27 protein-coding genes are annotated in these 26,617 nt (G+C 70.8%); 13 read left to right on the top strand and 14 right to left on the bottom strand.

Annotation, left to right across the window (positions count from 1 at the left end):
* The first annotated feature begins 297 nt into the window (after positions 1-297).
* The 3 genes from leuA to ABEA82_RS02150 all read left to right on the top strand — a co-directional run bounded on the left by leuA (position 298) and on the right by ABEA82_RS02150 (position 4,157).
* Entirely contained in the window at positions 298-2,019 is a 1,722-nt protein-coding gene (gene leuA / locus ABEA82_RS02160) for a 2-isopropylmalate synthase (RefSeq protein WP_345659602.1), read from the top strand.
* Positions 2,020-2,205: 186 nt separating this feature from the next.
* A complete protein-coding gene (locus ABEA82_RS02155) occupies positions 2,206-2,904 on the top strand; it encodes a TerB family tellurite resistance protein (RefSeq protein ID WP_345659601.1) in 699 nt (232 codons plus the stop codon).
* 68 nt (positions 2,905-2,972) lie between these two features.
* Positions 2,973-4,157 (top strand): sialidase family protein, encoded by a 1,185-nt coding sequence (locus ABEA82_RS02150; RefSeq protein ID WP_345659599.1) that lies wholly within the window; start codon positions 2,973-2,975, stop codon positions 4,155-4,157.
* Here ABEA82_RS02150 and ABEA82_RS02145 read toward each other — a convergent pair.
* Genes ABEA82_RS02145 through ABEA82_RS02125 form a run of 5 tightly spaced genes read right to left on the bottom strand, consistent with a single transcriptional unit; the run spans position 4,154 to position 10,667 of the window.
* Entirely contained in the window at positions 4,154-5,086 is a 933-nt protein-coding gene (locus ABEA82_RS02145) for a dihydrodipicolinate synthase family protein (protein WP_345659598.1), read from the bottom strand. The genes ABEA82_RS02150 and ABEA82_RS02145 overlap by 4 nt on opposite strands.
* Entirely contained in the window at positions 5,083-6,102 is a 1,020-nt protein-coding gene (locus ABEA82_RS02140) for an oligopeptide/dipeptide ABC transporter ATP-binding protein (protein WP_345659597.1), read from the bottom strand. Before ABEA82_RS02140 ends, ABEA82_RS02145 begins: the two co-directional genes overlap by 4 nt.
* The gene (locus ABEA82_RS02135; protein ID WP_345659596.1) at positions 6,099-8,072 is read right to left on the bottom strand and encodes a dipeptide/oligopeptide/nickel ABC transporter permease/ATP-binding protein; all 1,974 of its coding nucleotides are present in this window, start codon (positions 8,070-8,072) and stop codon (positions 6,099-6,101) included. The genes ABEA82_RS02140 and ABEA82_RS02135 overlap by 4 nt, the downstream gene beginning before the upstream one ends.
* Complete coding sequence (locus tag ABEA82_RS02130) at positions 8,069-9,031, bottom strand: ABC transporter permease (RefSeq protein ID WP_345659595.1); 963 nt, start codon at positions 9,029-9,031, stop codon at positions 8,069-8,071. The genes ABEA82_RS02135 and ABEA82_RS02130 overlap by 4 nt, the downstream gene beginning before the upstream one ends.
* A 4-nt stretch (positions 9,032-9,035) precedes the next feature.
* Positions 9,036-10,667, bottom strand: a complete 1,632-nt coding sequence (locus ABEA82_RS02125) for an ABC transporter substrate-binding protein (RefSeq protein ID WP_345659594.1) — start codon at positions 10,665-10,667, stop codon at positions 9,036-9,038.
* Between the two features lie 241 nt (positions 10,668-10,908).
* Between ABEA82_RS02125 and ABEA82_RS02120 the strand changes: the two genes are divergently transcribed.
* Complete coding sequence (locus ABEA82_RS02120; protein WP_345659593.1) at positions 10,909-11,622, top strand: FadR/GntR family transcriptional regulator; 714 nt, start codon at positions 10,909-10,911, stop codon at positions 11,620-11,622.
* A gap of 40 nt (positions 11,623-11,662) precedes the next feature.
* The gene (locus tag ABEA82_RS02115) at positions 11,663-12,100 is read left to right on the top strand and encodes a protein-tyrosine phosphatase family protein (RefSeq protein ID WP_345659592.1); all 438 of its coding nucleotides are present in this window, start codon (positions 11,663-11,665) and stop codon (positions 12,098-12,100) included.
* Between the two features lie 48 nt (positions 12,101-12,148).
* On the opposite strand, the gene ABEA82_RS02110 is transcribed toward ABEA82_RS02115, so the two are convergent.
* The 4 genes from ABEA82_RS02110 to ABEA82_RS02095 all read right to left on the bottom strand — a co-directional run bounded on the left by ABEA82_RS02110 (position 12,149) and on the right by ABEA82_RS02095 (position 15,220).
* Positions 12,149-13,633: an alpha/beta hydrolase gene (locus ABEA82_RS02110; RefSeq protein ID WP_345659591.1), complete on the bottom strand. Its 1,485-nt coding sequence runs from the start codon at positions 13,631-13,633 to the stop codon at positions 12,149-12,151.
* A 65-nt stretch (positions 13,634-13,698) separates the two neighbouring features.
* Positions 13,699-14,154, bottom strand: coding sequence for a GNAT family N-acetyltransferase (locus ABEA82_RS02105; RefSeq protein WP_345660105.1), 456 nt, complete (start codon positions 14,152-14,154; stop codon positions 13,699-13,701).
* A gap of 44 nt (positions 14,155-14,198) precedes the next feature.
* A complete protein-coding gene (locus ABEA82_RS02100) occupies positions 14,199-14,408 on the bottom strand; it encodes a DUF397 domain-containing protein (RefSeq protein ID WP_345659590.1) in 210 nt (69 codons plus the stop codon).
* Positions 14,390-15,220 carry a helix-turn-helix domain-containing protein gene (locus tag ABEA82_RS02095; protein WP_345659589.1) on the bottom strand — a complete coding sequence of 277 codons (831 nt, stop codon included), beginning with the start codon at positions 15,218-15,220 and terminating at the stop codon, positions 14,390-14,392. The genes ABEA82_RS02100 and ABEA82_RS02095 overlap by 19 nt, the downstream gene beginning before the upstream one ends.
* Before the next feature lie 115 nt (positions 15,221-15,335).
* Between ABEA82_RS02095 and ABEA82_RS02090 the strand changes: the two genes are divergently transcribed.
* The 4 genes from ABEA82_RS02090 to ABEA82_RS02075 are packed head-to-tail and all read left to right on the top strand — an operon-like array spanning position 15,336 to position 17,426.
* Positions 15,336-15,542, top strand: coding sequence for a hypothetical protein (locus tag ABEA82_RS02090; RefSeq protein ID WP_345659588.1), 207 nt, complete (start codon positions 15,336-15,338; stop codon positions 15,540-15,542).
* Positions 15,539-15,754 carry a hypothetical protein gene (locus ABEA82_RS02085; protein WP_345659587.1) on the top strand — a complete coding sequence of 72 codons (216 nt, stop codon included), beginning with the start codon at positions 15,539-15,541 and terminating at the stop codon, positions 15,752-15,754. The genes ABEA82_RS02090 and ABEA82_RS02085 overlap by 4 nt, the downstream gene beginning before the upstream one ends.
* A gap of 26 nt (positions 15,755-15,780) precedes the next feature.
* Complete coding sequence (gene recO / locus ABEA82_RS02080; RefSeq protein ID WP_345659586.1) at positions 15,781-16,527, top strand: DNA repair protein RecO; 747 nt, start codon at positions 15,781-15,783, stop codon at positions 16,525-16,527.
* Between the two features lie 59 nt (positions 16,528-16,586).
* The gene (locus tag ABEA82_RS02075) at positions 16,587-17,426 is read left to right on the top strand and encodes an isoprenyl transferase (protein WP_345659585.1); all 840 of its coding nucleotides are present in this window, start codon (positions 16,587-16,589) and stop codon (positions 17,424-17,426) included.
* A gap of 152 nt (positions 17,427-17,578) precedes the next feature.
* Here the strand turns inward: ABEA82_RS02075 and ABEA82_RS02070 are convergent, their stop codons facing one another.
* Genes ABEA82_RS02070 through ABEA82_RS02055 form a run of 4 tightly spaced genes read right to left on the bottom strand, consistent with a single transcriptional unit; the run spans position 17,579 to position 20,694 of the window.
* Positions 17,579-17,989: a Fur family transcriptional regulator gene (locus tag ABEA82_RS02070; RefSeq protein WP_345659584.1), complete on the bottom strand. Its 411-nt coding sequence runs from the start codon at positions 17,987-17,989 to the stop codon at positions 17,579-17,581.
* Positions 17,990-18,047: 58 nt separating this feature from the next.
* Positions 18,048-18,950, bottom strand: a complete 903-nt coding sequence (locus tag ABEA82_RS02065; RefSeq protein ID WP_345659583.1) for a metal ABC transporter permease — start codon at positions 18,948-18,950, stop codon at positions 18,048-18,050.
* A complete protein-coding gene (locus ABEA82_RS02060) occupies positions 18,950-19,717 on the bottom strand; it encodes a metal ABC transporter ATP-binding protein (RefSeq protein ID WP_345659582.1) in 768 nt (255 codons plus the stop codon). Before ABEA82_RS02060 ends, ABEA82_RS02065 begins: the two co-directional genes overlap by 1 nt.
* A 20-nt stretch (positions 19,718-19,737) precedes the next feature.
* Positions 19,738-20,694 (bottom strand): metal ABC transporter substrate-binding protein, encoded by a 957-nt coding sequence (locus tag ABEA82_RS02055; RefSeq protein WP_345659580.1) that lies wholly within the window; start codon positions 20,692-20,694, stop codon positions 19,738-19,740.
* 171 nt (positions 20,695-20,865) lie between these two features.
* Between ABEA82_RS02055 and ABEA82_RS02050 the strand changes: the two genes are divergently transcribed.
* Positions 20,866-22,248 (top strand): glycine--tRNA ligase, encoded by a 1,383-nt coding sequence (locus ABEA82_RS02050; protein ID WP_345659579.1) that lies wholly within the window; start codon positions 20,866-20,868, stop codon positions 22,246-22,248.
* A gap of 141 nt (positions 22,249-22,389) precedes the next feature.
* On the opposite strand, the gene ABEA82_RS02045 is transcribed toward ABEA82_RS02050, so the two are convergent.
* On the bottom strand, positions 22,390-23,925 hold the full coding sequence (locus ABEA82_RS02045) for an FAD-dependent monooxygenase (RefSeq protein ID WP_345659578.1): 1,536 nt from the start codon (positions 23,923-23,925) through the stop codon (positions 22,390-22,392).
* A gap of 112 nt (positions 23,926-24,037) precedes the next feature.
* On the opposite strand from ABEA82_RS02045, the gene ABEA82_RS02040 reads away from it, so the two are divergent.
* The 3 genes from ABEA82_RS02040 to ABEA82_RS02030 all read left to right on the top strand — a co-directional run bounded on the left by ABEA82_RS02040 (position 24,038) and on the right by ABEA82_RS02030 (position 26,616).
* Positions 24,038-25,042: an aldo/keto reductase gene (locus ABEA82_RS02040; protein ID WP_345659577.1), complete on the top strand. Its 1,005-nt coding sequence runs from the start codon at positions 24,038-24,040 to the stop codon at positions 25,040-25,042.
* Between the two features lie 25 nt (positions 25,043-25,067).
* Complete coding sequence (locus ABEA82_RS02035) at positions 25,068-25,658, top strand: TetR/AcrR family transcriptional regulator (RefSeq protein ID WP_345659576.1); 591 nt, start codon at positions 25,068-25,070, stop codon at positions 25,656-25,658.
* A 91-nt stretch (positions 25,659-25,749) separates the two neighbouring features.
* On the top strand, positions 25,750-26,616 hold the full coding sequence (locus ABEA82_RS02030) for a GNAT family N-acetyltransferase (protein WP_345659575.1): 867 nt from the start codon (positions 25,750-25,752) through the stop codon (positions 26,614-26,616).
* Position 26,617: the final 1 nt, after the last annotated feature.

The following is a 26,617-nucleotide window of genomic DNA, read 5'->3' as shown; positions in this document are numbered from 1 at the left end:
ACGACCCTGTCACTAGTCGCCACCATGATTGGTGAAATACCGGGACAACGGCCTTCACGCTCCGTGGCCACGTGGTATAGCGCACTTTTTGTCCCGTATGGGCGTCCGGTCCCGCATACTGATACGGACCTCCGCACTACGGAGAGCCTCGGCTAGCATGCTGCGCATCATGCGTTTCGGGCTGCTTCTCCTTAGCTGCCGCGGCGAGGGCCTGTAGTCGAGGCCGACTCCCTCCCCGCGGAGCTTGGTGCTGCGTCGTCGGCCGTCCTTCCGGACACTCTGAGGAGCCCCCGCATCATGGCGAACCGCCAGCAGCCCAGTTCCATGCCGATCCACAAGTACGGCCGCTACGAGCAGGTCGACATCCCCGACCGCACCTGGCCCGGCAACCGGATCACCGCCGCCCCCCGCTGGCTCTCCACCGACCTGCGTGACGGCAACCAGGCCCTGATCGACCCCATGTCGCCCGCCCGCAAGCGCGCCATGTTCGACCTGCTGGTCAAGATGGGCTACAAGGAGATCGAGGTCGGCTTCCCGGCCTCCGGCCAGACCGACTTCGACTTCGTGCGCTCCATCATCGAGGAGCCGGGCGCCATCCCCGACGACGTCACCATCTCCGTACTGACCCAGGCCCGCGAGGACCTGATCGAGCGGACCGTGGAGTCCCTGAAGGGCGCCAAGCGCGCGACCGTCCACCTCTACAACGCCACGGCCCCCGTCTTCCGCCGCGTCGTCTTCCGCGGCTCCAAGGACGACATCAAGCAGATCGCCGTCGACGGCACCCGCCTGGTCATGGAGTACGCGGAGAAGCTGCTGGGCCCCGAGACCGAGTTCGGCTACCAGTACAGCCCCGAGATCTTCACCGACACCGAGCTGGACTTCGCCCTGGAGGTCTGCGAGGCGGTCATGGACGTCTGGGAGCCCGGTCCGGGCCGCGAGATCATCCTGAACCTGCCCGCCACCGTGGAGCGTTCGACGCCGTCCACGCACGCGGACCGCTTCGAGTGGATGGGCCGCAACCTCTCCCGCCGCGAGCACGTCTGCCTGTCCATCCACCCGCACAACGACCGCGGCACGGCCGTCGCCGCCGCCGAGCTGGCCCTGATGGCCGGTGCCGACCGCGTCGAGGGCTGCCTGTTCGGGCAGGGCGAGCGCACCGGCAACGTCGACCTGGTCACCCTGGGCATGAACCTCTTCTCCCAGGGCGTCGACCCGCAGATCGACTTCTCCGACATCGACGAGATCCGTCGGACGTGGGAGTACTGCAACCAGATGGAGGTCCACCCGCGCCACCCGTACGTGGGCGACCTGGTCTACACGTCCTTCTCCGGCTCCCACCAGGACGCCATCAAGAAGGGCTTCGACGCCATGGAGGCCGACGCGGCCGCCAAGGGCGTCACGGTCGACGACATCGAGTGGGCCGTCCCCTACCTGCCGATCGACCCCAAGGACGTCGGCCGCTCCTACGAGGCGGTCATCCGGGTCAACTCGCAGTCCGGCAAGGGCGGTATCGCGTACGTCCTGAAGAACGACCACAGCCTGGACCTGCCGCGCCGTATGCAGGTCGAGTTCTCCAAGGTCATCCAGGCGAAGACGGACGCCGAGGGCGGCGAGGTCACGCCGAAGGACATCTGGGCGGTGTTCCAGGACGAGTACCTGCCCAACCCGGAGAACCCGTGGGGCCGGATCCAGGTCAAGAACAACCAGTCGACCACCGACACCGACGGTGTGGACACGCTGAAGGTGGAGGCCACGGTCGACGGCCAGGACACCGTCCTCACCGGTTCCGGCAACGGTCCGATCTCGGCCTTCTTCGACGCGCTGCAGTCCATCGGCATCGACGTACGCCTGCTGGACTACCAGGAGCACACGATGAGCGAGGGCGCGTCCGCGCAGGCCGCCTCCTACATCGAATGCGCGATCGACGGCAAGGTCCTGTGGGGGATCGGAATCGACGCGAACACGACGCGCGCCTCGCTGAAGGCGGTCGTTTCGGCCGTCAACCGTGCCACGCGCTGACCAGCCCTGAAGGCGGTTTGAGGGCTCCGTCCGCCGATGTCCGGCGGACGGAGCCCCGTCGTATACCGGCCAATCCCTGTGAGGGTCACGGAAAGGTCTCCTCCGGGGTGCTGACTCCTGCTCATGGATGTGGCTAACATCACGCAAGCGCGGCGACGCTGCCGTGCGGCGTGACGGAGGTGCGACGTGCTGCCAGGACGGGGACGAAACGGCCATGCCGCCAGGTGTTCGCGCATCCTGGGCACCCGTATCGCATGGACGGCCGCCGGTGACGGGGAGTTCTTCTGCCCCGGCTGCGGCGGCGACCGCAACTACCAGCGGCTGACCGGACAGCGCCGCTTCACCCTGCTCGGCCTGCCCGTGCTGCCACGCGGCGACACCGGCCCGGTCGTGGAGTGCGCCGCCTGCCGCCGCCACTTCGGCACCGACGTCCTCGACCATCCGACCACCACCCGCTTCTCCGCGATGCTCCGCGACGCCGTGCACACCGTCGCCCTCGCGGTCCTGGCAGCGGGCGGCGCCGGTTCGCGTACGGCCCTGGAGACCGCCGTGCTCGCCGTGCGCGCGGCCGGGTCCGACGACTGCACGGAGGAGCGGCTGGCCGCCCTCGTCGAGGCACTGGAGGCGGACACCGGGCGGATCACCGGAGAGCCCTGCGGCGCGGGGCTGGCCATAGAGCTGCACGAGGCGCTGGATCCGCTCGCCCCGCACCTCGCCACCGTCGGCCGCGAATCGATCCTGCTCCAGGGAGCGCGGATCGCCCTCGCGGACGGGCCCTACACCCCCGCCGAACGCGACGTCCTCGCCACGGTCGGGGCCGCGCTCACCATCTGCTCCGACGATGTGACGCGGTTGATGGCGGCCGCGGCGCGCACGCCCTCCTGATCCGGCAGCGGGGAACATCTGACGGACAGGCACGGTCCGACACACCGTCACGTTCCGTCAGGAGAAGGATGAGACTCCTCAGCCGCACACTCCTCGCCACCGCGGTCCTCCTCACCCCGCTCACCGCCGCCACCGACGCCTCGGCCACCCCCGGCTGCGTCTCCTCCGTCCCGTACGTCGCGGGCGAGGGCGGCTACGACACGTACCGCATCCCCGCCACGGTCGTCACCGGCAGGGGCACCGTCCTCGCCTTCGCCGAAGGGCGACGCGGGGGCGCCGGCGACACCGGCGACATCGACGTCGTCCTCAGGCGCTCGACCGACGGCGGCTGCACCTGGGGCCCGCTCGTCGTCGTGGCCGCCGGGAACGGCGACACCCGGGGCAACCCGGCGCCCGTCGTCGACCCGCGCACCGGCGCGGTCGTCCTGCTCACCTGCTACAACAGCGGCAAGGTGACCGAGGCCCAGATCATGCGCGGTGAGGTCACGCCCGAGCAGGGCCGCCGCGTGTTCGTGCAGCACAGCCGGGACGACGGCCGGCACTTCACCGCACCCCGCGAGATCACGCGGCAGGCGAGACTCCCGTCCTGGCGCTGGTACGCGACCGGCCCCGGCCACGCCATCGCCCTGACCCACGGCCCCTACGCGGGTCGCCTGGTCGTCCCCGCCAACCACTCGGCGGCCCCGCCGGCCGGTTCCCCGGACACCGGCCAGGAGCCCCGGTACTACGGCGCCCACGCCCTCCTCAGCGACGACGGCGGCCGGACCTGGCGCCTCGGCTTCGTCGACGACTCCTACGAAGGCGTGCACAACGCCAACGAATCGACCGCCGCCCAGCTCCCCGACGGCAGGGTGTACTTCAACGCGCGCGACCAGCACGGCACGAGCGCCGGCAACCGGCTCGACAGTCACTCCCGCGACGGCGGCCGGACCCTCGACCGGCCGTACACCGTCCAGCCCACCCTGAACGACGTCCCCGTGGTCCAGGGAAGCGTGCTCCAGCTCCCCGGCCGCCGCGCGCCCCTGCTGTTCTCCGGACCGTCCGTGCCCACCGCCCGCCGGGCCATGGCCGTGTGGCGCAGCACGGACGGCGGCACCGGCTTCACCAAGGTGCTGACGCTCTCCCAGCAGCCCGCCGCCTACTCCGACCTGGTGCCGCTCGGCCCGAGGACGGTGGGGATCCTCTACGAGACGGGAGCGCAGGGGACCTACGAGACGATCGAGTTCCGCCGCCTGACCGTCGACGAGCTCTAGAGCAGCCCGGCCGCCGCCAGGTACTTCCCGACCCGCTCCACCTCGTCCTGCGCCAAGGGCACCTGCGGCTCCGCCGTGACCGGGCAGTCGATCACGCCCCGCAGGTGCAGCGCGGCCTTGAAGGCGCCGATCGCCGAGGAACCGGGACCCATCCGGGCCGGGTCGCCGACGCTCACCAGGCCGAACAGGGCGCACAGCCGCTCCTGCTCGGCACGGGCACCCTCCGGATCCCCGGAGCGGTGCAGGTCGTACAGGCGCACGTAGCCGTGCGGGTCGACGTTGGCGAGGCCGGGGACCGCGCCGTCCGCGCCCAGCGTGAGGGCCGCGTCCACGACCAGCTCGGAGCCGGTCAGCACGCTGAAGCCGGTGAGGCCCTGACGGTCCCGGGCGCCGCTGACCACGGTGCGGAACGCCGCCAGGTCGCCGCTGGAGTCCTTCAGCCCGGCCAGGACACCGTCCGCCGCCAGCTCCAGGACGACGTCCGCGGGCAGCTTCGTGTGGACGGCGACCGGGATGTCGTAGGCGATGACCGGGACCGGGCTCGCCGCCGCGACCCGCCGGTAGTGGCGGGAGATCTCCGCCGGGTGGGTGCGGGCGTAGAAGGGTGCGGTGACGACGACGCCGTCCGCGCCGGCCGCCGTCACCGACGCGACGTGGTCCAGGACCCGGGGCGTCGTCATGTCGATCGCCCCGGCCAGCACCGGAAGCTCTCCGCCGACGTGCGCCGCGACCGACTCGACCACCAGCCTGCGCTGCTCGTCCGTCAGATACGCCGCCTCCGACGTCGAGCCGAGCACGAACAGGCCGTGCGCCCCACCGGCCACCAGATGATCGACCAGCCTGAGCAGCGAGGGAACATCCACCTCGCGGTCCGGTGTCAGGGGCGTGCAGACGGGCGGGATGACACCGGTCGGCGAGGTGAGGGTCACGGAGCCTCCATCGGGGCGCGTCGGCGGACGAGGTCGCGGGTCGACTCGTCCTCCTGGACAGGATGGTGGCAGCGGAAGCGGTGTCCGGGGGACGACGCGGTGGAGAAGCCCGGCATCTCTCGCCCGCACAGCCCGTCCGCCTTCCAGCATCGGGTACGGAACGGGCAGCCGCTCGGCGGGCGCGTCGCCGACGGGACCGGACCGGTCAGCGGGATGGGATCGATCGGGTCGAGCAGGCCGGGCGTGGCGGAGAACAGGGCGCGGGTGTACGGGTGCCGGGCCCGGTCGGTGACCAGGGCGGCCGGGGTCTCCTCCACGATCCGCCCCAGGTACATGGTGATCACACGGTCGCTCATCCGGCGTACCGTCTGGATGTCGTGCGAGACGAACACCAGGGCCAGCCCGAGGCGTTCCTTCAGGTCCAGCAGGAGATTGAGGATCTGCGCGCGGACCGAGACGTCCAGGGCGCTCGTCGGCTCGTCCGCCACGACCAGGTCCGGGTCCAGTGCCAGCGCCCGGGCGATCGCCACGCGCTGCCGCTGCCCGCCCGACAACTGACCCGGCAGGGCCTCGGCCAGGGCCCGGGGGAGGCCCACCAGGGCCATCAGCTCCCGCACCCGCTCCTCCCGCTGGGCTCGCGTGCCCCGGTCGTGCACGTCCAGCGGGTCCCGCAGGATCTGCCGGACGGTCAGGCGGCGGTTCAGGGCCGTCGACGGATCCTGGAAGATCATGCCGGTGCCGCCGCCGACGACCCGGCGACGCTCGGCCGCCGGCATCGCCCACAGGTCGCGGCCCCGGAACGACACCGTCCCCCGGGTCGGCCGCTCCACGCCCACCAGCACCTTCGCCAGCGTCGACTTCCCGCAGCCCGACTCACCGACCACCCCGACCGTCTCGCCGGGCGCGACGGCCAGGTCGGCGCCGGTCAGGGCGTACACCCGGTCCCGGGTGAACAGGCCGCCGCTGCGGGCCTTGTGGACGACGTGCGCCTGCGCCAACTCCACCAGCGCGCTCATGACACCGCCTCGGTCTCGGTGGTCGCCAGTTCCAGGGCCGGGTGATGACAGGCCACCGTGTGCGCGGGAGGACCGGCCAGGACGGGAGCCGTCGTACGGCAGGTCTCGCTCGCGCGCGGGCACCGGTCGGCGAACCGGCACCCCGCCGGGAAGTCGGCCGGGGACGGCACGACCCCCCTGATCTGCGTCATGCGCTCCTGCGAGGACTCCAGCGACAGCACACTGCCGAGCAGGCCGCGCGTGTAGTGGTGGGCCGGTGCCTCCACCAGGTCGGCGGTCACGCCCGTCTCCACGATCTGCCCGCCGTACATCACCACCACCCGGTCGGTGACGTCCGCGATCAGCGCCAGGTCGTGCGAGACGAGGATCAGGGCGAAACCCAGCTCCTCGCGCAGCCGCAGCAGCAGCTCTATGACCTGCGCCTGCACGGTGACGTCGAGGGCGGTCGTCGGCTCGTCGGCGACGATCAGCTTCGGGTCGCGGGACAGGGCCATGGCGATCAGGACGCGCTGGCGCTGGCCGCCGGAGAGTTCGTGCGGGTAGCTGCGCAGGGTGCGCTCGGGGTCGAGGCCGACCATCGTCAGCAGCTCGGCGGGAGTGCGCCGGCCGCCGCGCCGGACGACCTGCCCCAGCTGGGCGCGGATCGTCATCGCCGGGTTCAGCGACGACAGGGCGTCCTGGTAGATCATCGCCATCTCGTGACCGAGCAGCCTGCGGCGGACGCGCATCGGCTCGGCGAGCAGGTCCCGCTGGTCGAAACGGACCTGGCCCCGCACGCGCGCCCCCTTCGGCTGGAGCCCCATGACCGCGAGCGCGGTCAGCGACTTTCCGCACCCCGACTCGCCGACCAGCCCGAGCACCTCGCCGGGACGCACCTCGAAGCTGATGCCGTCCACGACGTCCACGCCGCCGTGCCGCTGCTCGAAGCCGACGGCGAGGTTCTCCACCGCGAGCACCGGCTGTCCGTCCCGGGGCAGGTCACGGGCCCGGGCCCGCAGCCGTCGCGCCGCCTCCACGAGACCGGGCAGCTGGACGACCTCCCCGCTGCCCGGCTCCGGCGCCTCGAGCCGGTCGTCCTCCGGCGCGTCCACCTCCCGCGCCGACGGGGCGGCCCAGGCGTCGGACACCCCCTCGGACAGGATGTTCAGCGACAGCACCGTGACCAGCATCAGCAGACCGGGGAACACGGTCGCCCACCAGCCCCCGGTCAGCACCATGTTCTTGCCGTCCGCGATGACGCTGCCCCAGGACGGGTCGGGCGGCCGTACGCCCGCTCCGATGAAGGACAGGGACGCCTCGAAGACGATCGCCTCGGCGACCTGGACCGTGCAGAACACCAGCACGGGCGCGGCGCAGTTGATCGCCACGTGCTTCAGCACGATGTGCGGTGTCCGGGCGCCGATCACCCGTTCGGCCGTCACATAGTCCTCGCCGTACTGGTCGAGGACGTTCGCCCGGACGACCCGCGCCACCGGCGGGGTGAACAGGAACGCGATCGCGCAGATCAGCACCGTGATCCCGCCGCCGAACACCGCCACCAGCACGGCCGCGAGCGCGATGCCCGGGAACGCCATCACCACGTCCAGACAGCGCATCAGCGTCTCGTCGACGGCCTTGCGCGAGGTGGCCGCGACCGCGCCGAGCAGCGCGCCGACCACCAGTGCGAGGGCGGTGGCGCCGAGTCCGATCGCGAGCGACCAGCGCGCCCCGTACATCAGCCGGCTGAGGATGTCCCGGCCGAGGCTGTCCTGGCCCATCCAGTGCTCGGCGGACGGATGCCCGGTGCCGTCGACGGGCGGTTGCTGGTCGAGCGGGTCGTGCGGGGCGAGGACGGGCGCGAGGGCCGCCACCAGGACGACGACCGCCAGGAAGCAGACGGCGACCTTCGACAGCGACGGCAGCCGGTGCCAGCCGCGCAGCCGGACTCCGGGCCGGGACAGCGCCGTGGCCATGCTCTTACGGGTCATCATGTGGCCGCATCCCTCAGTCGCGGGTTGACCAGCAGGTAGAGGACGTCGATGACGAGGTTCACCACGACGAAGCCGGCCGCCGTGGTCAGGACGACGCCCTGGACGACGGCCGGATCGCCGTTCTTCACGGCGTCGATCATCAGCTTGCCCATGCCGGGCAGCGAGAAGATCGTCTCGATGACGACCGCGCCGCCGAGGAGGTAGCCGACGCGCAGACCGAGCACGGTGAGCGGATTGATCAGGGCGTTGCGCAGGACGTTCCGCCCGACCACGACCCGGGGTGGCAGACCGCTCCCGATCGCCGTCCGTACGTAGTCCTTGTCCAGCTCCTCCACCACCGCCGTCCGCACGATCCTGGTCAGCTGTGCCGCCACCGGGAGCGAGAGGGCGAGGGCGGGGAGCGTCATCGTCTTCAGCCAGCCGGTGAAGGAGTCGGCCGGGTTGATGTAGCCGCCGGTCGGGAACCAGCCCAGGTCCACCGCCAGGTACTGGATCATCAGCAGCGCCAGCCAGAAGCCGGGCGCCGCGACACCGGTCAGCGACACGACCCGGATGATCTGGTCGGGCAGCCGGTCCCGGTAGATCGCGGCGGTGACCCCGCCCACCAGGGACAGCACCACCGCGATGCCCAGGCCCAGGAAGGTCAGCTGGAGGGTGAGCGGCAGCGCGGTGGTGACCTGGTCGAGCACCGGTGCCCGGGTCAGCGCGCTGGTGCCCATGTCGCCGTGCAGCAGGTCGGCGACGAAGTCCACGTAGCGCACGGGCAGCGGGTCGAGCAGGCCGTGTTCCTCCCGGAAGTCGTGCAACTGTTCCGGTGTCGGGTTGGCGCCCTGGAAGAACGCGGACGCCGGGTCGACGTCCGAGAAACGCATCACCAGGAACACGAACAGCACGATGCCCAGCATCAGCGGCACGAGCAGGGCGACGCGGCGGAGCAGGATCCGCAGGACGGCCGTCATACCGCTAGGCCCACTTGGCCTGGAGGAGGTTGATGCCCGGATACGGCTGGGCCCTTATCCCGCTGAGCCGCTTCGGGTCCCACGCGGTCATCAGCTCGTTGTGGACGACCGGGTAGAGCACGGCCTGCTCGGCGACGACGTCGATGTAGTCCTGGACCATCGCCTTCTTCCTCGCGGTGTCCGGCTCCCGGGTGGCCCGGTCCATGTCCTTGAAGAGCGCCTTGGCGACGGGGTCGCCGGCCCACCGCGTGTACTGCATCCACAGGTTCTCGGGCCCGTAGTTGTAGTGCATGATCAGGTCGGCGTCGAGGCCGAACTGGTTGGGGTTCGAGGCGGCGGCGACGACCTGGTAGTCCTGCTTCTGGTCCATCTTCGTGAACACGGCCGTGGTCTCCTGCGGGGACAGGGTGGTACGGACACCGATGGCGTCCCAGGAGGCCTTGACGGTCGGCAGGCAGTCGACGATCCAGCTGACGTTCACGGCGAGGATCTCGACGCTCAGCCCCTTGACCCCGGCGGCCTTGAGCAGCGCCTTCGCCTTGTCGGGGTCGTAGTCGTAGACCGTCTTCGCCCGGCGGTAGGACGGGTTGCTCTCGTCCAGGAAGGAAGTCGCCGCCTTTCCATGGCCCTTGAGCGCCACCTCCACCATCTTCCCGGTGTCGATGGCGTAGTGCAGGGCCTGGCGCACGCGCACGTCGTCGAACGGCTTGTGCTTGGTGTTGAACATCAGGAACAGGTTGTTCATCCCGGCACCGCCGGCGACCGTCAGCCCGCTGCTCTCCAACTGCCCGATGTTGGCGTACGGGATGTTGTCCGCGATCTGCGCGCCCGCGCTGGACCCGGAGATCTTCGCGACGCGGGGCGCCGCGTCCACGATCGTCAGCCAGTTCATCTTCCGGAAGGCGGGTTTGCGCGGGCCGTTGTAGCCGTCGAACGCCTCGAAGGTCGTGTTCGACTTCGGGTGGTGCGCGGTCTGCCGGTAGGGACCCGAGCCGATCGCCTTGCCCTTGATGGCGTCGTCCCACGCGCCCGGCTTCGAGAACACGTGCTTCGGCATGATCTTGGCGAGCGTCAGCCGGGAAAGGCCGTCCGGGAACGGGAACTTGAGCACCAGCTCGACGTTCCGCGCGTCGATCTTCCGGACCTCCTTCAGCCAGCTCGCGAAGAACCCCTTGGCGAGGGTCTGGGTGTTCGGGTCGAGGATCCGCTCGAACACGAAGACGACGTCGTCGGCGGTGACGGGCTTGCCGTCGTGGAAGGTCGCCCCGGCCCGCAGCGCGAACTTCCAGGACGTGCTGTTCGGGTCCTTCGGCACCTCGGTCGCCAGGGCCGCGTACGGCTCGCGGGAGATCGGATCCGTGTCCAGCAGGCCCTCGTAGATGTGGTTGTTGGCGGCCATGCAGAACGCGGAGGCCGTCTGGGTGGGGTCCCAGCTGCCGTCGTTGCCGTAGCCGATCACCGCGGTGAGCGTCCGGTTCGCGCCGTCGCCCCCGCCGCCGGTGTCGTTCGTGGACTCCGGCCCGGACGAACAGGCCGACAGCGACGCGGAGACGGCGGCGGCCGCGCCCAGCGCGCCGGTGTACTTCAGGAACGACCGGCGGTGCGGCGCCGGTACGTCATGGGTCACGTCGCGCACGGGTCCTCCAGCGAGAGATCTGCGGGGAAGGGACTGGCTGAGGAGATACGACGTCCTACGTCCTGCGGTCAGCGCGACCATAGGAGGGGCCGTGAGGCCGGTCAAGGGATCGCACACGAATGGCGTATCCGCCAGAGGTCGCACCAATGGCGCCGCATGCGACGGGAGTTGACGTCGTATCAGGACGGGATCACACCGGGTACCGCCGGAGGTGGGACGTGGGACGTCCGGGGCGCGTACGATGCGGCGCATGTCCGAGGAGCCCAGGACCAGCCGGGTACAGCGCCAGGTCGTGCAGCTCATCCTCGACCGCAGACTTAACCCCGGCGCGCCGCTGCCCACCGAGGCCGAACTGATGGAGGCCCTCGGCGTCAGCCGCAACTCCGTCCGCGAGGCACTCAAGGCCCTCCAGGCCCTCGACATCGTCGAGATCCGCCACGGCTACGGCACCTACGTCGGCCAGGCCTCCCTCACCCCGCTCGTCGACGGCCTCACCTTTCGCACCCTGGCCCGGCACGACGACGACACCGGCGCCCTCGCCGAGATCCTCCAGGTCCGCGAGGTCCTGGAGGAGGGGCTCATCCGCCGGGTCGCCACGACGGTCACGGAAGCGGAACTGGACCGACTGGAAGGCGTGGTGACCCGTATGGAGTCCGCCGGCGGCACGGGCCGCTCCTTCCCGGAGCTCGACCGTGAGTTCCACGAGGTCCTGTACGCCTCCCTGGGCAACGCGCTGGTCCCGCAGCTCCTCGCCGCCTTCTGGACGGTGTTCCGCCGGGTCTCCGGCGCCCGCGGCTGGACCGACGACCCGTCCCCCGAGATCACCGTCCGCCGCCACCGCGACATCGTCACGGCGCTGCGCGCGCGTGACGTGGAGGGGGCGCAGCGGGCGATGGCGGTCCACTTCCGGGGGATCGAGGCGCGGGCGGCGGAGGAGTCGCGGGGGGTGAGCTGATTCCGCTCCCCGCGGAGCGAGCGCGCAGCATGATGAGGGCGTGAGCGAGCTGTGGAACGAGAGTGACCCCGGCGTCCTGAGACTGCCTTCCGGCCGGCTGGTCCGAGGGCGAGGTCTCCGCCACCCCGTGGACCCCAGCGCGCCCCTTCCTGCCTACGGTCTCTACCTGCTCGGCCGGCAGCCGCCCGAGGTTCCCTGGGAGTCGGGCTGGATCCGCTGGCCCGACTTCCGCCTCCCGTCGGACCGGGTGGCCGCCCGCGGGGCGCTGGCGGACGCCTGGGAACGGGCCGCCGGGGAGCGGGTGGAGCTCGCCTGCGGCGGAGGACGCGGCCGGACGGGCACGGCCCTGGCCTGCCTCGCCGTCCTGGACGGTGTACCGGGCGGGGAGGCGGTGGCGTACGTCCGGCGGCACTACGACCGGCATGCTGTGGAAACGCCCTGGCAGCGGCGGTACGTGCACCGGTTCGGCGAGGGATGAACGGCCGGCGCAGGGGAGGCCGCGGCACCCCTCGACCAGCGTCGGCGCCTAGGCGCAGTACGTGTCCCGGTCCGGACGTTCGCCCGTCGCCAGGAAGCGGGAGACGGTCCGGTCGCCGCAGGTGTTGCCGTTGGCGAGGTAGGCCCCGTGGCCCGTGGAGTTCACCGTCACCATGACGGCCCGGTCACCGAAGGCCCGCCGGAGCACTCGGGCCCCGCTCAGGGGGGTGGAGACGTCCCGCTCGTTCTGGACGAGCAGGATGTTGGACGGCCCGCGATCGGTGATCCGGACCGCGGGCTCCCGCAGCTCGAACGGCCAGGCGGCGCACAGCATCGGACCGCGCGGCATGCCCGCCGTCAGCGGGAACGCGGCGCGGCTCTCGTCGACCTCCTTCTGGTAGTGGGCGGCCGACTTGGGCCAGGTGACGTTGTTGCAGAGGATGCCGGCGCCGACCGCTGCGGCGTTCTGCATCATCGACTCGTCCCCGTCTGCGTTCGGGGGCTGGGGTGCGGGCGGCACGGTGCCCTTGCGCGCGGCCAGGATCATCTTCGCCAGTGCGGGGTAGTCGTCGGGGTCGTACAGGCTGTTCAGCATGGTCTGGCGCAGGACGTTGCCGTTCAGTTCCGCCGGGGTGGCGCCGGGCCAGGGGAGGGGCTCGTGGTCGAGCCGTTCGGCCAGCCGCAGGAAGAGGGGGCGTACGTCCGCGGCCTTACGGGCGACCCGGTGCGGATTCCCCGGCCGGGAGGCCCACTTGGCGAACTCCGGGAAGTTGTCCTCCACGCCGTCCTCGAACGCGGCGAGCCAGGCGCGTCCCACCCGGGTGGGGTCGGGGTTCTGGTTGCTGTCCAGCACGATGCGGTCGGTGCGCTGCGGGAACAGCTGGCTGTAGAGGGAGCCGACGTACGTGCCGTACGAGTCGCCCCACGCGGAGATCCGGCTCTCGCCCAGCGCGGCCCGGACACGGTCGAGGTCACGGGCCTCGTTGGCGCTGCTGAGGTGCCGCAGCAGCTCTCCGCCGTTACGGGCACAGGCGTCGGCCATACGCCGTGCGGTGGCCATGGACTCGTTGACGGAACCGTCCGGGGTGGGCCAGGCCAGTTTGGCGAGGGCGAGGTCCTTGCTCTCGAGCCCACAGGTGGCGGCACTGGACGGGGCCATTCCGCGGGGTGCGAACCCGATCAGGTCGTAGGTGTCCCGTACCTTCTGCGGCAGCGTCTGCCCCTTGCCGGAGGGATCCCCGAGGCTGACCCCACCGGGGCCGCCCGGGATGAGGAACAGCGCACCGCGGCGTGCGGAGGGCTTCTCACTCGGGATGCGGGAGATGGCGATCTGGATCTTCCGGCCGTTCTGGTCGGAGTAGTCCAGGGGAACGTCGACGGTGGCGCACTGCTGGCGGGGGTCGAGGCCGGGGCCGGTGCACCTGGTCCACTGGAGGGCCTCGCCCCCGGCGGCGGACGCGGTCACCGGGGCGGTGAGCCCGAGCAGGACCGCGGAGGCGGCAAGCAGTGAGGCGTTGCGCTTGATCTTCTTCATGGGATGAGCCTGGCGGTTCGCCACCCCACGTCACATCCGGCCAACTGGAGGAAAACGCAGGGGGTTTACCCCCCGCCCGCCCCTCGGGACGCCGCGGGCGCCGGGAGGCGGAGCATGAAGACGTCGATCGGGTCCTGGGATTCGACGGTGAAGCCGTGGCGTTCGTAGAGGCGACGGGCCGGGCTGCCCCGCAGGACGTTCAGGCGGACGCGGTCGCCCGTGGCGTCCGTGCTGGTGAGAAGGGTGCGGAGGACTGCCGAGCCAAGGCCTCGGCCTTGGACCTCCGGACGGAGATAGAAGTGCTCCAGCCACAGGGCGTCCTCCGAGGGACGCAGCGCCACGCTGCCCGCGAAGGTGCCGTCGGTCGTGATGACGGACGTGTGCTGAGGGGAGAAGCCGTCGCGCAGGCGCTGTCTGACCCGGTGGGCGTCGTAGCGGCCCAGCCGCTCCAGGTCCGGGCGCATCACCACCGCCCGCAGCTCCGCTATCGCCTCGACGTCCGCCTGCTCCGCCGGGCGCATGGTCCATGCCCTCGTGTCCACGGGGTGATCATTCCGCATCACCGTCAGGAGCGGGCGGCCCCGACGGTGCTTATGAACGCCCTCCAGGCATCCGACCCGACCAGGAGCACGGGTCCGCTGTCGGATGTCAGCTTGCTGTCCCGTACGGGGACCGTCCCGGGGGTTCCGTCGGCGACTTCGACGCAGTTGCCGCCATCGCCGTTGCTGTAACTGCTCTTTCGCCAGCTGGCGTTGCTCAGGTCGTACTCGTGCATCGTCTGAAGTCCTCAGCCGCCGATCGGACCAGGGCGAGGGACGCCTCCGGCGACAGTGCGGCGCCCCTGAGCAGATCGTAAGCGCGCTCCGCACGCTTCACCATGGCCGGGTCGTCGACCAACGTCCCCGAGAACGAGGTCTCTGTGTAGGCGACAGGCGGCGCGTCCTCGAACTCCATGAGCCGTAGCGAGCCGTTGTTGGCCGGCGCACCCGCGGAGAACGGAAGCGCCTGAAGCACCACCCTGCGTGCGTCGGCGAGGTCGGCCATGTGGTCGAGGGCCCGAGCCGTGACGTCCGGCCCACCCACCGGTACGCGGAGCACGGTCTCGTGCACAACCACCCAATACAGCGGCCTTGTAGGGCCACTGAGGATCTGGGCACGTTCTACGCGGGCGGTGACTCTCTCCTCGATGAACTCGTCTGCCGCGAACGGATGCGTCGCCAGAGTGAGAGCGCTGGTGTACGCCGGTGTTTGGAGGAGCCCCGGCACGACGGTCGGTTCGAACTCGCAGATCTGCGCAGCCTGCCTCTCCAGCTCCACAACCCCCGCGAAATACTCCGCATACCGCTTGTCGTCAATCAGCTTCCTGCACAACCGCTCGAAAATACCGTCGGTTTGCAGTACCCCGTCGATGCGATGGGCGACATCCAACTGTGGTTTGCGAATGGCCTGTTCGAACTGGCCGATGTAGCCGCCGGAGACGAATACCCGGGAGCCCAGCTCCACCTGGGTGAGGTCCGCGTCCTCCCTGCGTCGTTTCAGCTCCGCGCCGAAGAACTCCCATGCCGCCTGCCGAGAACCGTTGGCCATTACCGGACCCCTTTGCACTGCCCCGCAGTTGTAGGGCTCAGCCCCTCCCGAGTGTAGATGCGGAGTGTCACCGTGGAGACGCGAAGAGTAAAACCCGAGGAGGAAGGGGAGCACGGTGGAGGCACGACACTCGGCGCTCTGCGCCGAAGAAGCGGAGGATGCGGTGAAAGAATTGCGGGCAGAACTCGCCAAGGCCGGAATCGTCCTGCCGTCACTGGGGCTCGACCCGGTGAGTCTTGCGCGGGAAGCGCCCTGCCCGCTCGTGGAATTGGGCCGATGTTCCGTGGAGACCGCCCGCCGGCTCGCGGCGGTGTTGCGATGAAACCCCCGGTCGGTGTGTACGTCGTGGACACGATCAGCGGACGCATCGGCATCGTCATGGGGCATGAGGGGCCCTATGTGCAGTTAAGGCCACACGGGGGCGGCAGGGAGTGGGACGTCGACCCCGGTGCCGTACGGCACGCCACCCCGGCCGAGCGGCTGCGCGCGGCGACGGCGTACGCCAACGCACGCAGCAGGGGTGAGGTCCCTTGACGCGATGACCCTGCGAGAATGGCGCCATGAGTCTGTTCCGCGACGACGGCATCGTGCTGCGCACCCAGAAGCTGGGTGAGGCGGACCGGATCATCACGCTGCTCACGCGCGGTCACGGACGGGTACGGGCCGTGGCCCGGGGCGTGCGCCGGACGAAGTCGAAGTTCGGTGCGCGCCTCGAGCCGTTCTCCCATGTCGACGTGCAGTTCTTCGCGAAGGGGAGCGAGCTCGTCGGGCGCGGGCTCCCGCTGTGCACGCAGAGTGAGACCATCGCCCCGTACGGCGGCGGCATCGTGAGCGACTACGCCCGGTACACCGCCGGGACCGCCATGCTGGAGACCGCCGAGCGGTTCACCGACCACGAGGGCGAGCCGGCCGTGCAGCAGTACCTGCTGCTCGTCGGCGGACTGCGGACCCTCGCGCGGGGCGAGCACGCGCCGCACCTCGTGCTCGACGCGTTCCTGCTCCGCTCCCTCGCCGTCAACGGGTACGCCCCGAGCTTCACCGACTGCGCGAAATGCGGTATGCCCGGGCCCAACCGGTTCTTCTCGGTCGCGTCGGGCGGTTCCGTCTGCGTGGACTGCCGGGTCCCCGGCAGCGTCGTACCCTCGCCCCAGGCCCTGGCACTCCTCGGCGCCCTGCTCACGGGAGACTGGGAGACCGCGGACGCGTGCGAGGCGCGGTACGTCCGGGAGGGCAGCGGGCTGGTGTCCGCGTATCTGCACTGGCACATGGAGCGCGGGCTGCGCTCCCTGCGCTACGTCGAGAAGTAGGCCCGTCCACAAGCAAGCCGTACAGAAGTAAGCAAGCGAGCACGAGGAGCGAGAGACACATGGCCGTACGCGGGATCCTGGGGCGGCAGCGCCGGGAGTACAGGACGCCGGAGCCGCACCCGTCCGGCGCGCGGCCGCCGAAGCTCGGAGAGCTCGTACCCAAGCATGTGGCGATCGTCATGGACGGCAACGGACGCTGGGCCAAGGACCGGGGGCTGCCGCGCACGGAGGGCCACAAGGTCGGTGCCGAGCGGGTGCTCGACGTGCTCCAGGGCGCCATCGAGATGGGCGTGGGCGCGATCTCCCTGTACGCCTTCTCCACCGAGAACTGGAAGCGGTCGCCGGACGAGGTGCGCTTCCTGATGAACTTCAACCGGGACTTCATCCGCAAGACCCGCGACCAGCTCGACGAGCTGGGCATCCGGGTGCGCTGGGTGGGCCGTATGCCCAAGCTGTGGCGGTCCGTGGCCAAGGAGCTCCAGATCGCCCAGGAGCAGACCAAGGGCAACGACCGGCTGACCCTGTACTTCTGCATGAACTACGGAGGGCGCGCCGAGATCGCCGACGCCGCGCAGGCGCTCGCCGAGGACGTGAAGAGCGGGAAGCTCGACCCGTCGAAGGTCAACGAGAAGACCTTCGCGAAGTACATGTACTACCCGGACATGCCGGACGTCGACCTCTTCCTGCGTCCCAGCGGCGAGCAGCGGACCTCCAACTACCTGATCTGGCAGAGCGCCTACGCCGAGATGGTCTTCCAGGACGTGCTGTGGCCGGACTTCGACCGGCGTGACCTGTGGCGGGCGTGTCTGGAGTTCGCCTCGCGGGACCGGCGCTTCGGCGGCGCCATCCCGAACGAGGAGCTGCTGGCCATGGAGGGGCGTTCCCCTGAGGCACGCTGAGCTGTGCCCCCTGGGGCGTGTGCGCTAGCCGCGGATACGCCCCAGGGGCGCGGGACTGTTCTCATATGCGGCTCCGCCGCGTGGGCGCGGCCGGCCGCAACGCACCCGCGGCCGCCGACGCGCCGTAGCTCCACGGCGAACCGGCGCGCGGCTCAACCCGCGGCGCACTCCGCGCAGGTGCCGAAGATCTCCACCGTGTGAGCCACGTTCACATAGCCGTGCTCGGCGGCGATGGACTCCGCCCACTTCTCCACGGCCGGGCCCTCGACCTCGACGGCCTTGCCGCAGCCGCGGCACACGAGGTGGTGGTGATGGTCGTCGGTGGAGCAGCGGCGGTAGACGGACTCGCCGTCGGCGGTGCGCAGGACGTCGACCTCGCCGGCGTCGGCGAGGGACTGGAGGGTGCGGTAGACCGTGGTGAGCCCGACCGAGTCGCCCTTGTGCTTGAGCATGTCGTGCAGTTCCTGCGCGCTGCGGAACTCGTCGACCTCCTGCAGGGCCGCCGCCACAGCGGCCCGCTGCTTGGTGGCGCGGCCCTTCACGGACGGTCCAGCGGTCGTCACCGTTGCCTCCTCACGTCTGCCTTGCCCGGGCCATTGTGCCAGCCCGGGGTGGGGGCGGTCAGACGCCGACTTCGTCGGCTGCCTCCCGGGTGCCCGGAATCGCGCACTCCGCCGGGTCGGTGGCGGCATCCGCGGCCGTCCGGGCACGGGCGCGGCGCCGGGCGAGCGGCGTGGCGAGCGCCGTCAGCACGATGAAAGCGCCGATCGTCAGCAGCACGATGGTCGCGCCGGGCGGCACGTCCTGGTAGTACGAGGTGACGGTGCCGCCGATCGTCACGCTCACACCGATGGCGACGGCGACGGCGAACGTGGCGGCGAAGCTGCGGGTGATCTGCTGGGCGGCCGCGACCGGCACCACCATCAGCGCGCTGACCAGCAACAGGCCGACCACGCGCATCGCCACCGTCACCGTGACGGCCGCGGTGACCGCCGTCAGCAGGTTCAGGACGCGCACGGGCAGGCCCGTCACCCGCGCGAACTCCTCGTCCTGGCTGACCGCGAACAGCTGCCGGCGCAGGCCGAGGGTGACCAGCACGACGAAGGCGGCCAGCACACAGATCGCCGTGACGTCCGACGGGGACACCGTCGACAGGGAGCCGAACAGGTACGAGGTCAGATTGGCGTTGGAGCCGGTCGGCGCGAGGTTGATGAACATCACACCGCCCGCCATACCGCCGTAGAACAGCATCGCGAGGGCGAGGTCGCCGCGGGTCCTGCCGTACCAGCGGATCAGCTCCATGAGGATCGCGCCGAGGACCGAGACGAGGGTCGCCATCCACACCGGGGACCAGGTGAGCAGGAAGCCGAGGCCCACACCGGTCATCGCGACGTGGCCGATGCCGTCGCCCATCAGGGCCTGGCGGCGCTGGACCAGGTAGATGCCCACCGCGGGGGCCGTGATGCCGACGAGGACGGCGGCGAGCAGCGCCCGCTGCATGAAGGCGTAGTCGAGGATGTCCATCAGCTCAGCAGTCCCGTACGGATCGGTTCGGCGCCCGCCGGCGCGTGCGGGTGTACGTGGTCGTGGCCGGGCAGGGCGTGCTGTCCGACGGCCTTCGGGGGCGGCCCGTCGTGCAGGACGCAGCCGTCGCGGAGCACCACCGCCCGGTCGATGAGGGGCTCCAGCGGGCCCAGCTCGTGCAGCACCAGCAGCACGGTGGTGCCCTGGGCGACCTGCTCGCGCAGCGTGTGCGCGAGCACCTCCTGGCTGGCCAGGTCGACGCCCGCCATCGGCTCGTCCATGATCAGCAGCTCGGGTTCGGCGGCGAGGGCGCGGGCGATCAGCACCCGCTGGTGCTGGCCGCCGGAGAGCGCGTCGACCGAGTCCTTGGCCCGGTCCGCCATGCCGACGAGCTCCAGGGCCCGCCGTACGGCCGTGTGGTCCGCCTTGCGCAGCACGCCGAAGCGGGCCCGCGACAGGCGGCCGGAGGAGACCACCTCGGTCACCGTGGCGGGCACCCCGCCCGCGGCCGTGGTGCGCTGCGGGACGTAGCCCACGCGGTGCCAGTCGCGGAACCGCCCTCGGTCCGTGCCGAACAGCCGTATCTCGCCCGCGCCGGTCTGCACCTGGCCGATGATGCTGCGCACGGCCGTCGACTTGCCGGAGCCGTTCGCACCGAGCAGGGCGACGACCTCGCCGCGCCGCACGGTGAGGTCGATTCCGCGCAGGACGGGGCGCGAGCCCAGGTCCGCGCGGACGCCGCGCAGGGATATGACGGACTCGGTCATGCCGTCCTCCGTTGAGTCGATCACTTGGCGCCCATGGCCGTCCGCAGGGCCTTGAGGTTGGCTTCCATGACCTGGAAGTAGTCGTCGCCGCGGGACTGGTCGGTGATGCCCTCGAGCGGGTCGAGGACGTCCGTCTTCAGGTTCGCGTCCCGGGCGAGGGTCTTCGCGGTCTTGCCGGAGACCAGTGTCTCGTAGAAGACCGTGGTGACGCCGTCGGCCTTGGCCTCCTGCTGGAGCTCGCGGACCCGGGCGGCGCTGGGCTCGCTCTCGGGGTCGAGGCCGGAGATGGCCTCCTGGGTGAGGCCGTAGCGCTCGGCGAGGTAGCCGAAGGCGGCGTGGTTGGTGAAGAAGACCTTGGTCTTCGTGTCCTTCAGGCCGTTCTCGAAGTCGCTGTTCAGCCCGTTCAGCTTCGTGACCAGGGCTTCGGTGTTCTTCTTGTAGTCGGCCGCGTGGTCCGGGTCGGCCTTCTCGAAGGCCTTGCCGACGCCCTGGGCGATCTCGGCGTACTTCACCGGGTCGAGCCAGACGTGCGGGTCGCGGCCGTGTTCCTCCTCCTCGGAGTGGCCCTCGGAGTGGCCTTCCTCGCCCTCGTGGCTGTGGCCGCCGGTGCCGTGGTCCTCCAGGTGGGTCAGCGTGGCCGCGTCGATCTTCGTCTTGATGCCGGTCTGCGAGACGGCCTCGTCGACGGCGGGCTGGAGGCCCTTGAGGAAGAGCGCCGCGTCGGCCTCCTCCAGCTGCGCGCGCTGCTTGGTGCTGAGCTCCAGGTCGTGCGGCTCCTGGCCGGGCTCGGTCAGGCTGATGACGTTCGCGTGGTCGCCGCCGATCTGCTGGGCGAGGAACGCCATGGGGTAGAACGAGGCGACGACGTCGAACTTGTCCGTGTTGCCCGTCGCCGCGCTGTCGCTGGAGCAGGCGGTCAGAGCGCCGAGGCCGAGAGCGGTGGCCGCGGCGGCGGGTATGAGTCGTCGTACGTTCATGACACTCATTTTCAACAAATATGGAAACCGTTGTCAACAAAGCCTCTGAGCAGGGCCTTGAGATCGCCGGAGGGGGAGCGATTTGATTGAGGGGGCGCCCCCGCCGGTAACCTGAAGCATTCGCTGGAAGCAACTCGCTCCGTCGCCCGTCGTCGTAATGAAGAGAGCACCGTGGCCGCCGACAAGATCGACACCATCGTCAGCCTGAGCAAGCGCCGTGGCTTCGTATTCCCCTGTAGTGAGATCTACGGCGGTCAGCGCGCCGCTTGGGACTACGGCCCCCTGGGTGTCGAGCTCAAGGAGAACCTCAAGCGCCAGTGGTGGCGCTACATGGTGACGTCGCGCGAGGACGTCGTGGGCATCGACTCGTCCGTGATCCTGGCCCCCGAGGTCTGGGTCGCCTCCGGTCACGTCGCCACCTTCACGGACCCCCTCACCGAGTGCACCTCCTGCCACAAGCGGTTCCGCGCGGACCACCTGGAGGAGGCCTACGAGGAGAAGAAGGGGCACGCCCCGGAGAACGGGCTCGCGGACCTCAACTGCCCCAACTGCGGCAACAAGGGCACCTTCACCGAGCCCAAGCAGTTCTCCGGCCTGCTGTCGACCCACCTCGGCCCGACGCAGGACTCCGGCTCCATCGCCTACCTGCGGCCCGAGACCGCGCAGGGCATCTTCACCAACTTCTCCCAGGTGCAGACCACCTCGCGGCGCAAGCCGCCGTTCGGCATCGCCCAGATGGGCAAGTCCTTCCGCAACGAGATCACGCCCGGCAACTTCATCTTCCGCACCCGCGAGTTCGAGCAGATGGAGATGGAGTTCTTCGTCAAGCCGGGCGAGGACGAGAAGTGGCAGGAGTACTGGATGGAGCAGCGCTGGAACTGGTACACCGGCCTGGGCCTGCGCGAGGAGAACATGCGGTGGTACGAGCACCCGAAGGAGAAGCTCTCCCACTACTCCAAGCGCACCGCCGACATCGAGTACCGCTTCCAGTTCGGCGGCAGTGAGTGGGGCGAGCTGGAGGGCGTCGCCAACCGCACCGACTACGACCTCGGCGCGCACTCCAAGGCCTCCGGCCAGGACCTCACCTACTTCGACCAGGAGGCCGGCGAGCGCTGGACCCCGTACGTCATCGAGCCCGCGGCCGGTGTCGGCCGGGCGATGCTCGCCTTCCTGCTCGACGCCTACGTCGAGGACGAGGCGCCCAACGCCAAGGGCAAGATGGAGAAGCGCACGGTCCTGCGCCTGGACCACCGCCTGGCCCCGGTGAAGGTCGCGGTGCTCCCGCTCTCCCGCAACCCCGAGCTGTCGCCGAAGGCCAAGGGTCTCGCCCAGGCCCTGCGCCAGAACTGGAACATCGAGTTCGACGACGCCGGCGCCATCGGCCGCCGCTACCGCCGTCAGGACGAGATCGGTACGCCGTTCTGCGTGACCGTCGACTTCGACACGCTGGAGGACAACGCGGTCACCGTCCGCGAGCGTGACTCCATGAAGCAGGAGCGCATCTCCCTCGACCAGATCGAGGGCTACCTGGCGGCCCGCCTGGTCGGCTGCTAGGCGCGACGTACGCACGAGGCCGGCTCTGGCGGGGATGGGATCCCGCCGGGCCGGCCTTTCGTCTGTCACGGGCGGCGCCGGCGGTGCAGGGTGCTGGAGGGGCGCCGGCTGGGGTGGTGGGGCTGCCCGGCGTACGGCCGTCTATCGGCCTGAGCCGGTGAGCGCGGCAAGGGTGTCGCGGAGGGCGGAGCCGTCCGGCGGGCGGTGGCCCCAGCGGGCGCCGACGTGACCGTCCGGCCGGACCAGCAGCGCCCCGTGCGTACTCAGGCCGCAGAGTTCCGCCTGTTCGGCCGACAGGGGCTCGACACGCAGTGGCCATGCCGTGGCAGCCTGCTGCCCCCAGCCCTCGGGGTCCGGTGTGAGCAGGGTGAACCACTCGCCGAACGCGTCGAGCGTGGAGCGGCCCGGTGTGAGCCAGAGGTGCGGCATGCGGTGGCCCGGTTCGGCGGTGGGGACGTAGTCCACGCCGTCGCCGGACGACGCGTGGGAGCCGTAAGCGACTCCCAGGACAAGGCCGAGTTGGGCGAAGTACTCCTCTGACCAGGGGAGTTCGACCTCGGTAGGCGCTGAGGCGCCGGCCATGAGCTGTTTGTCGCGCAGGCTCTGCACCTGGAACATGAGCCGGGTGTTGGCCACCGCTTGGCGGAGCGTCCGGTGGGCGACGGGCAGCCGTTCCGTCTCGTAGGTGTCCAGCAGGTCCGGTCCCGCCCACCCGCGCAGGACGCCTGCCAGTTTCCAGCACAGGTTGTGCACGTCGGCGACGCCGGTGTTCATGCCCAGACCGCCGGCCGGGGGGATCGCGTGCGCGGCATCGCCGGCGAGCAGGACCCGGCCGTCGCGGAGGTGCTCGGCGACGAACGCGTTCACCACCCAGTGCTGCACCCGCAGCACCTCGGCGCGTGAGCCGCCGTCCGTGCCGAGGGCGCGCGAGGCGAGGTCGGACCAGTCGGCGTCCGCGGCATCCTCGGGCGTGGGGACGAGCAGGCCCCACCCTCCCTCCGGGTACAGGGGGAGGAGCGATCCGTGCGAGGTGAAGTAGACCCCGGCGGGCTGTCGGGCGCGCCAGTCGTTGAGGTCGGCGTCGAACACGACGGTGGTGATGCGCCCCACCGCGCCGGGACCGGACGTGCCGATCGCCAGCCGCTGCCGCACGAAGGAGTTGGCGCCGTCGGCGGCCAGGAGGTAACGCGCGCGGAGGCGGGTCCGCGTACCGCGTCGGTGGTCGGCGAGCACGGCCACGACGGCCTCGGCCTCCTCGGCCAGGTCGACGAGCTCGGCCCCGAACCGGACCGGTGCGTCCGCCGCGCCGAGAAGGGTGGGCTCCAGCCGGTCCTGTGAGGTCACCACGCCGAGCGCGGGGCTTTCCGGTACCGGCGCGTGGATGCCGATCATCGCCTCCGTGGCGAAGTCGCGTGCGTGCAGGGTGTCGCGGAAACGGACACGGCCGTACTCGCGCGGGAACGCGCGGGCCGTGATCGCGGGGGCGACGCCGAGTCCGCGGAAGATCTCCATGGAGCGCACGTTGATCAGCCGGGACCGGGGGAACGGCGACAGCTCTCCATGCTTCTCGACCAGCAGGGTCGGTACGCCCCAGCGCGCGAGGAGCGCTCGGGCGGTGAGGCCCACCGGCCCACCGCCGACGATCAGTACCGCCACCTCGGCGTCCGTTTCGGGCATCTCGTGCTCCACCTCCCCAAATTTCCCGTCCCCGGTGCCGGGTCGCAACTCGATGACATCTGACAGCTGACAGATATTGAAATCTGTCAGCTGTGCTGGCAGGGTGGAGGGCATGACGATGCGAACCCGCCCCCTCGGAAAGACCGGCCCCCAGGTCTCCGCCCTCGGCCTCGGCTGCATGGGTATGTCCGCGCTGTACGGCGAGGCGGACCGGGCCGAGTCCATCGCGACCATCCACGCGGCGCTCGAAGCGGGCGTCACCCTGCTGGACACCGGCGACTTCTACGGCATGGGCCACAACGAACTGCTGATCGGCGAGGCCCTGCGCGCGGCCCCCGCCGCCCGGCGGGAACAGGCCCTGGTCAGCGTGAAGTTCGGCGCCCTGCGCGGCCCGGACGGCAGCTGGCTGGGGTACGACGGCCGTCCCGCCGCCGTGAAGAACTTCGCCGCGTACTCCCTCCAGCGGCTCGGCGTCGACCACATCGACGTCTACCGCATCGCCCGTCTCGACCCGGACGTGCCGATCGAGGAGACGGTCGGCGCGATCGCGGAGCTCGTCGAGAAGGGCTACGTGCGGCACATCGGCCTCAGCGAGGTCGGCGCCGACACCGTCCGCCGGGCCGCCGCCACGGCGCCGATCGCGGACCTCCAGATCGAGTACTCCCTCATCTCGCGCGGCATCGAGGACGCGGTCCTCCCGGCCACGCGCGAGCTGGGCATCGGGATCACGGCGTACGGGGTGCTCTCCCGGGGCCTGATCTCCGGCCACTTCACCGCGGACCGGCAGCTCGGCGCGGGCGACTTCCGGGCGATGTCGCCGCGCTTCCAGGGCGACAACCTCCAGCACAACCTCGGCCTCGTCGAGGCGCTGCGGAAGATCGCCGAGCAGAAGGGCGTCAGCGTCGCCCAGATCGCGATCGCCTGGGTGCTGTCGCGCGGTGAGGACATCGTGCCGCTGGTCGGAGCCCGCCGCCGCGACCGGCTCACCGAGGCGCTGGGCGCGCTCGACGTGACCCTGGACGCGGCCGACCTGGCCGCGATCGAGCAGGCCGTGCCCGCCGGTGCCGCGGCCGGTGACCGCTACCCGGCGGCACAGATGGCGCACCTCGAGAGCTGAACCGCGGCCCGGGTACGGTCAGGGCATGGCACCGACCACCGAGACCCTGACCGCCGAGCGCATCCTCGAAGCCACCGAGGAGGTGCTGCGCCGCCACGGCCCGGCCAAGGCCACCGTGGTCGACGTGGCCCGCGCGCTCGGCGTCAGCCACGGCAGCGTCTACCGGCACTTCCGCACCAAGGCGGCGCTGCGCGAAGCGGTCACCAAGCGCTGGCTGGACCGCACGTCCGGGGAGCTGTCCGGAATAGTCGCCACGGAGGGCGACCCGGAGGCCCGGCTGAGGGACTGGCTCGGCGCGCTGTTCGCCGCCAAGCGCCGCAAGGCGGGCGACGACCCGGAGCTGTTCGCCACGTACATGGTGCTCACGGGCGAGACCGGCACGGCGGTCGGCGAACACATCACCGACCTGACCGCCCAGCTGGCCCGCATCATCGAGGCCGGCGTCGAGTCCGGCTGCTTCGCCGGCACCACCGACGCCGAGAAGACCGCCCGCGCAGTCTTCGACGCCACGGGCCGCTTCCATGATCCGCGCTACGCCCGGGAGTGGGAAGAGCCCGGGATCGAGGCGGACTTCGCGGCGGTCCTGGACCTGGTGGTGCGAGGGCTGCGGCCCTAGCCGCATCGCCATGCCGGAGTGCGCCCCGGCCCCGAGGAGCACAGGATGGGAAGGGAGGGGCGGGTCGCCGCGCGGGGGCGCCGAGAAGGGGATGGCGATCGTGGATCTCGTACTGCGTCCGGGCACCGCGGACGACGCCGCGGAGTGCGGAAGGATCTGCTACCAGGCTTTCGCGGGCATCGCCGAGGAGCACGCGTTCCCTCCCGACTTTCCGAGCCCCGACGTGAGTGTCGCGCTGATCGAAGGAGCCCTGACACACCCGGGCTTCTACGGTGTCGTCGCCGAACTCGACGGACGGATCGTGGGCAGCAACTTCCTCGACGAGCGCTCGACCGTCGTCGGGGTCGGGCCGGTCACCGTCGATCCCACCGTGCAGAACGCGGGCGTGGGCCGCCGCCTGATGCGGGACGTGATGGAGCGGGCCGACGAGCGGGGAGCGCCGGGCATCCGGTTGTTGCAGAGCGGCTACCACAACAGGTCGTTCTCGCTGTACGTGAGCCTCGGCTTCGCCCATCGGGCCACCATGGCCTGTGTGCAGGGCCCGCCGATCCGGCGTGCGATGCCGGGGTACGCGGTGCGGGAGGCCACCGACGCGGATCTGGGCCCCTGCAACGACGTGTGCCGGCAGGTCCACGGCGTCGACCGTGGCGGTGAGGTCGCCGACGCGCTCAAACAGGGCACCGCCCGAGTCGTCGAACGCGCGGGACGCGTCACCGGGTACGCCACCGACCTGGCCTTCTTCGGGCACGCCGTGGGCGAGACCGTGCCGGACCTCCAGGCTCTGATCGCGTCGGCCGAGCGGTTCGGGGGACCGGGCATCCTGGTACCGGCGGGCGACAGCGTGCTGCTCAGGTGGTGCCTGTCCAACGGCCTCAAGGTCGTGCAGCTGATGAGCCTGATGACCATCGGCCTGTACCACCGCCCCGAGGGGGCGTACCTGCCCTCGATCCTCTATTAGG

Origin of the sequence: Streptomyces venetus, assembly GCF_039540295.1 — a bacterium.
Taxonomy (GTDB): Bacteria; Actinomycetota; Actinomycetes; order Streptomycetales; family Streptomycetaceae; genus Streptomyces; species Streptomyces venetus.
The sequence above is the reverse complement of the archived record's forward strand: the minus strand, read 5'-3'. Positions and strand labels throughout refer to the sequence as shown.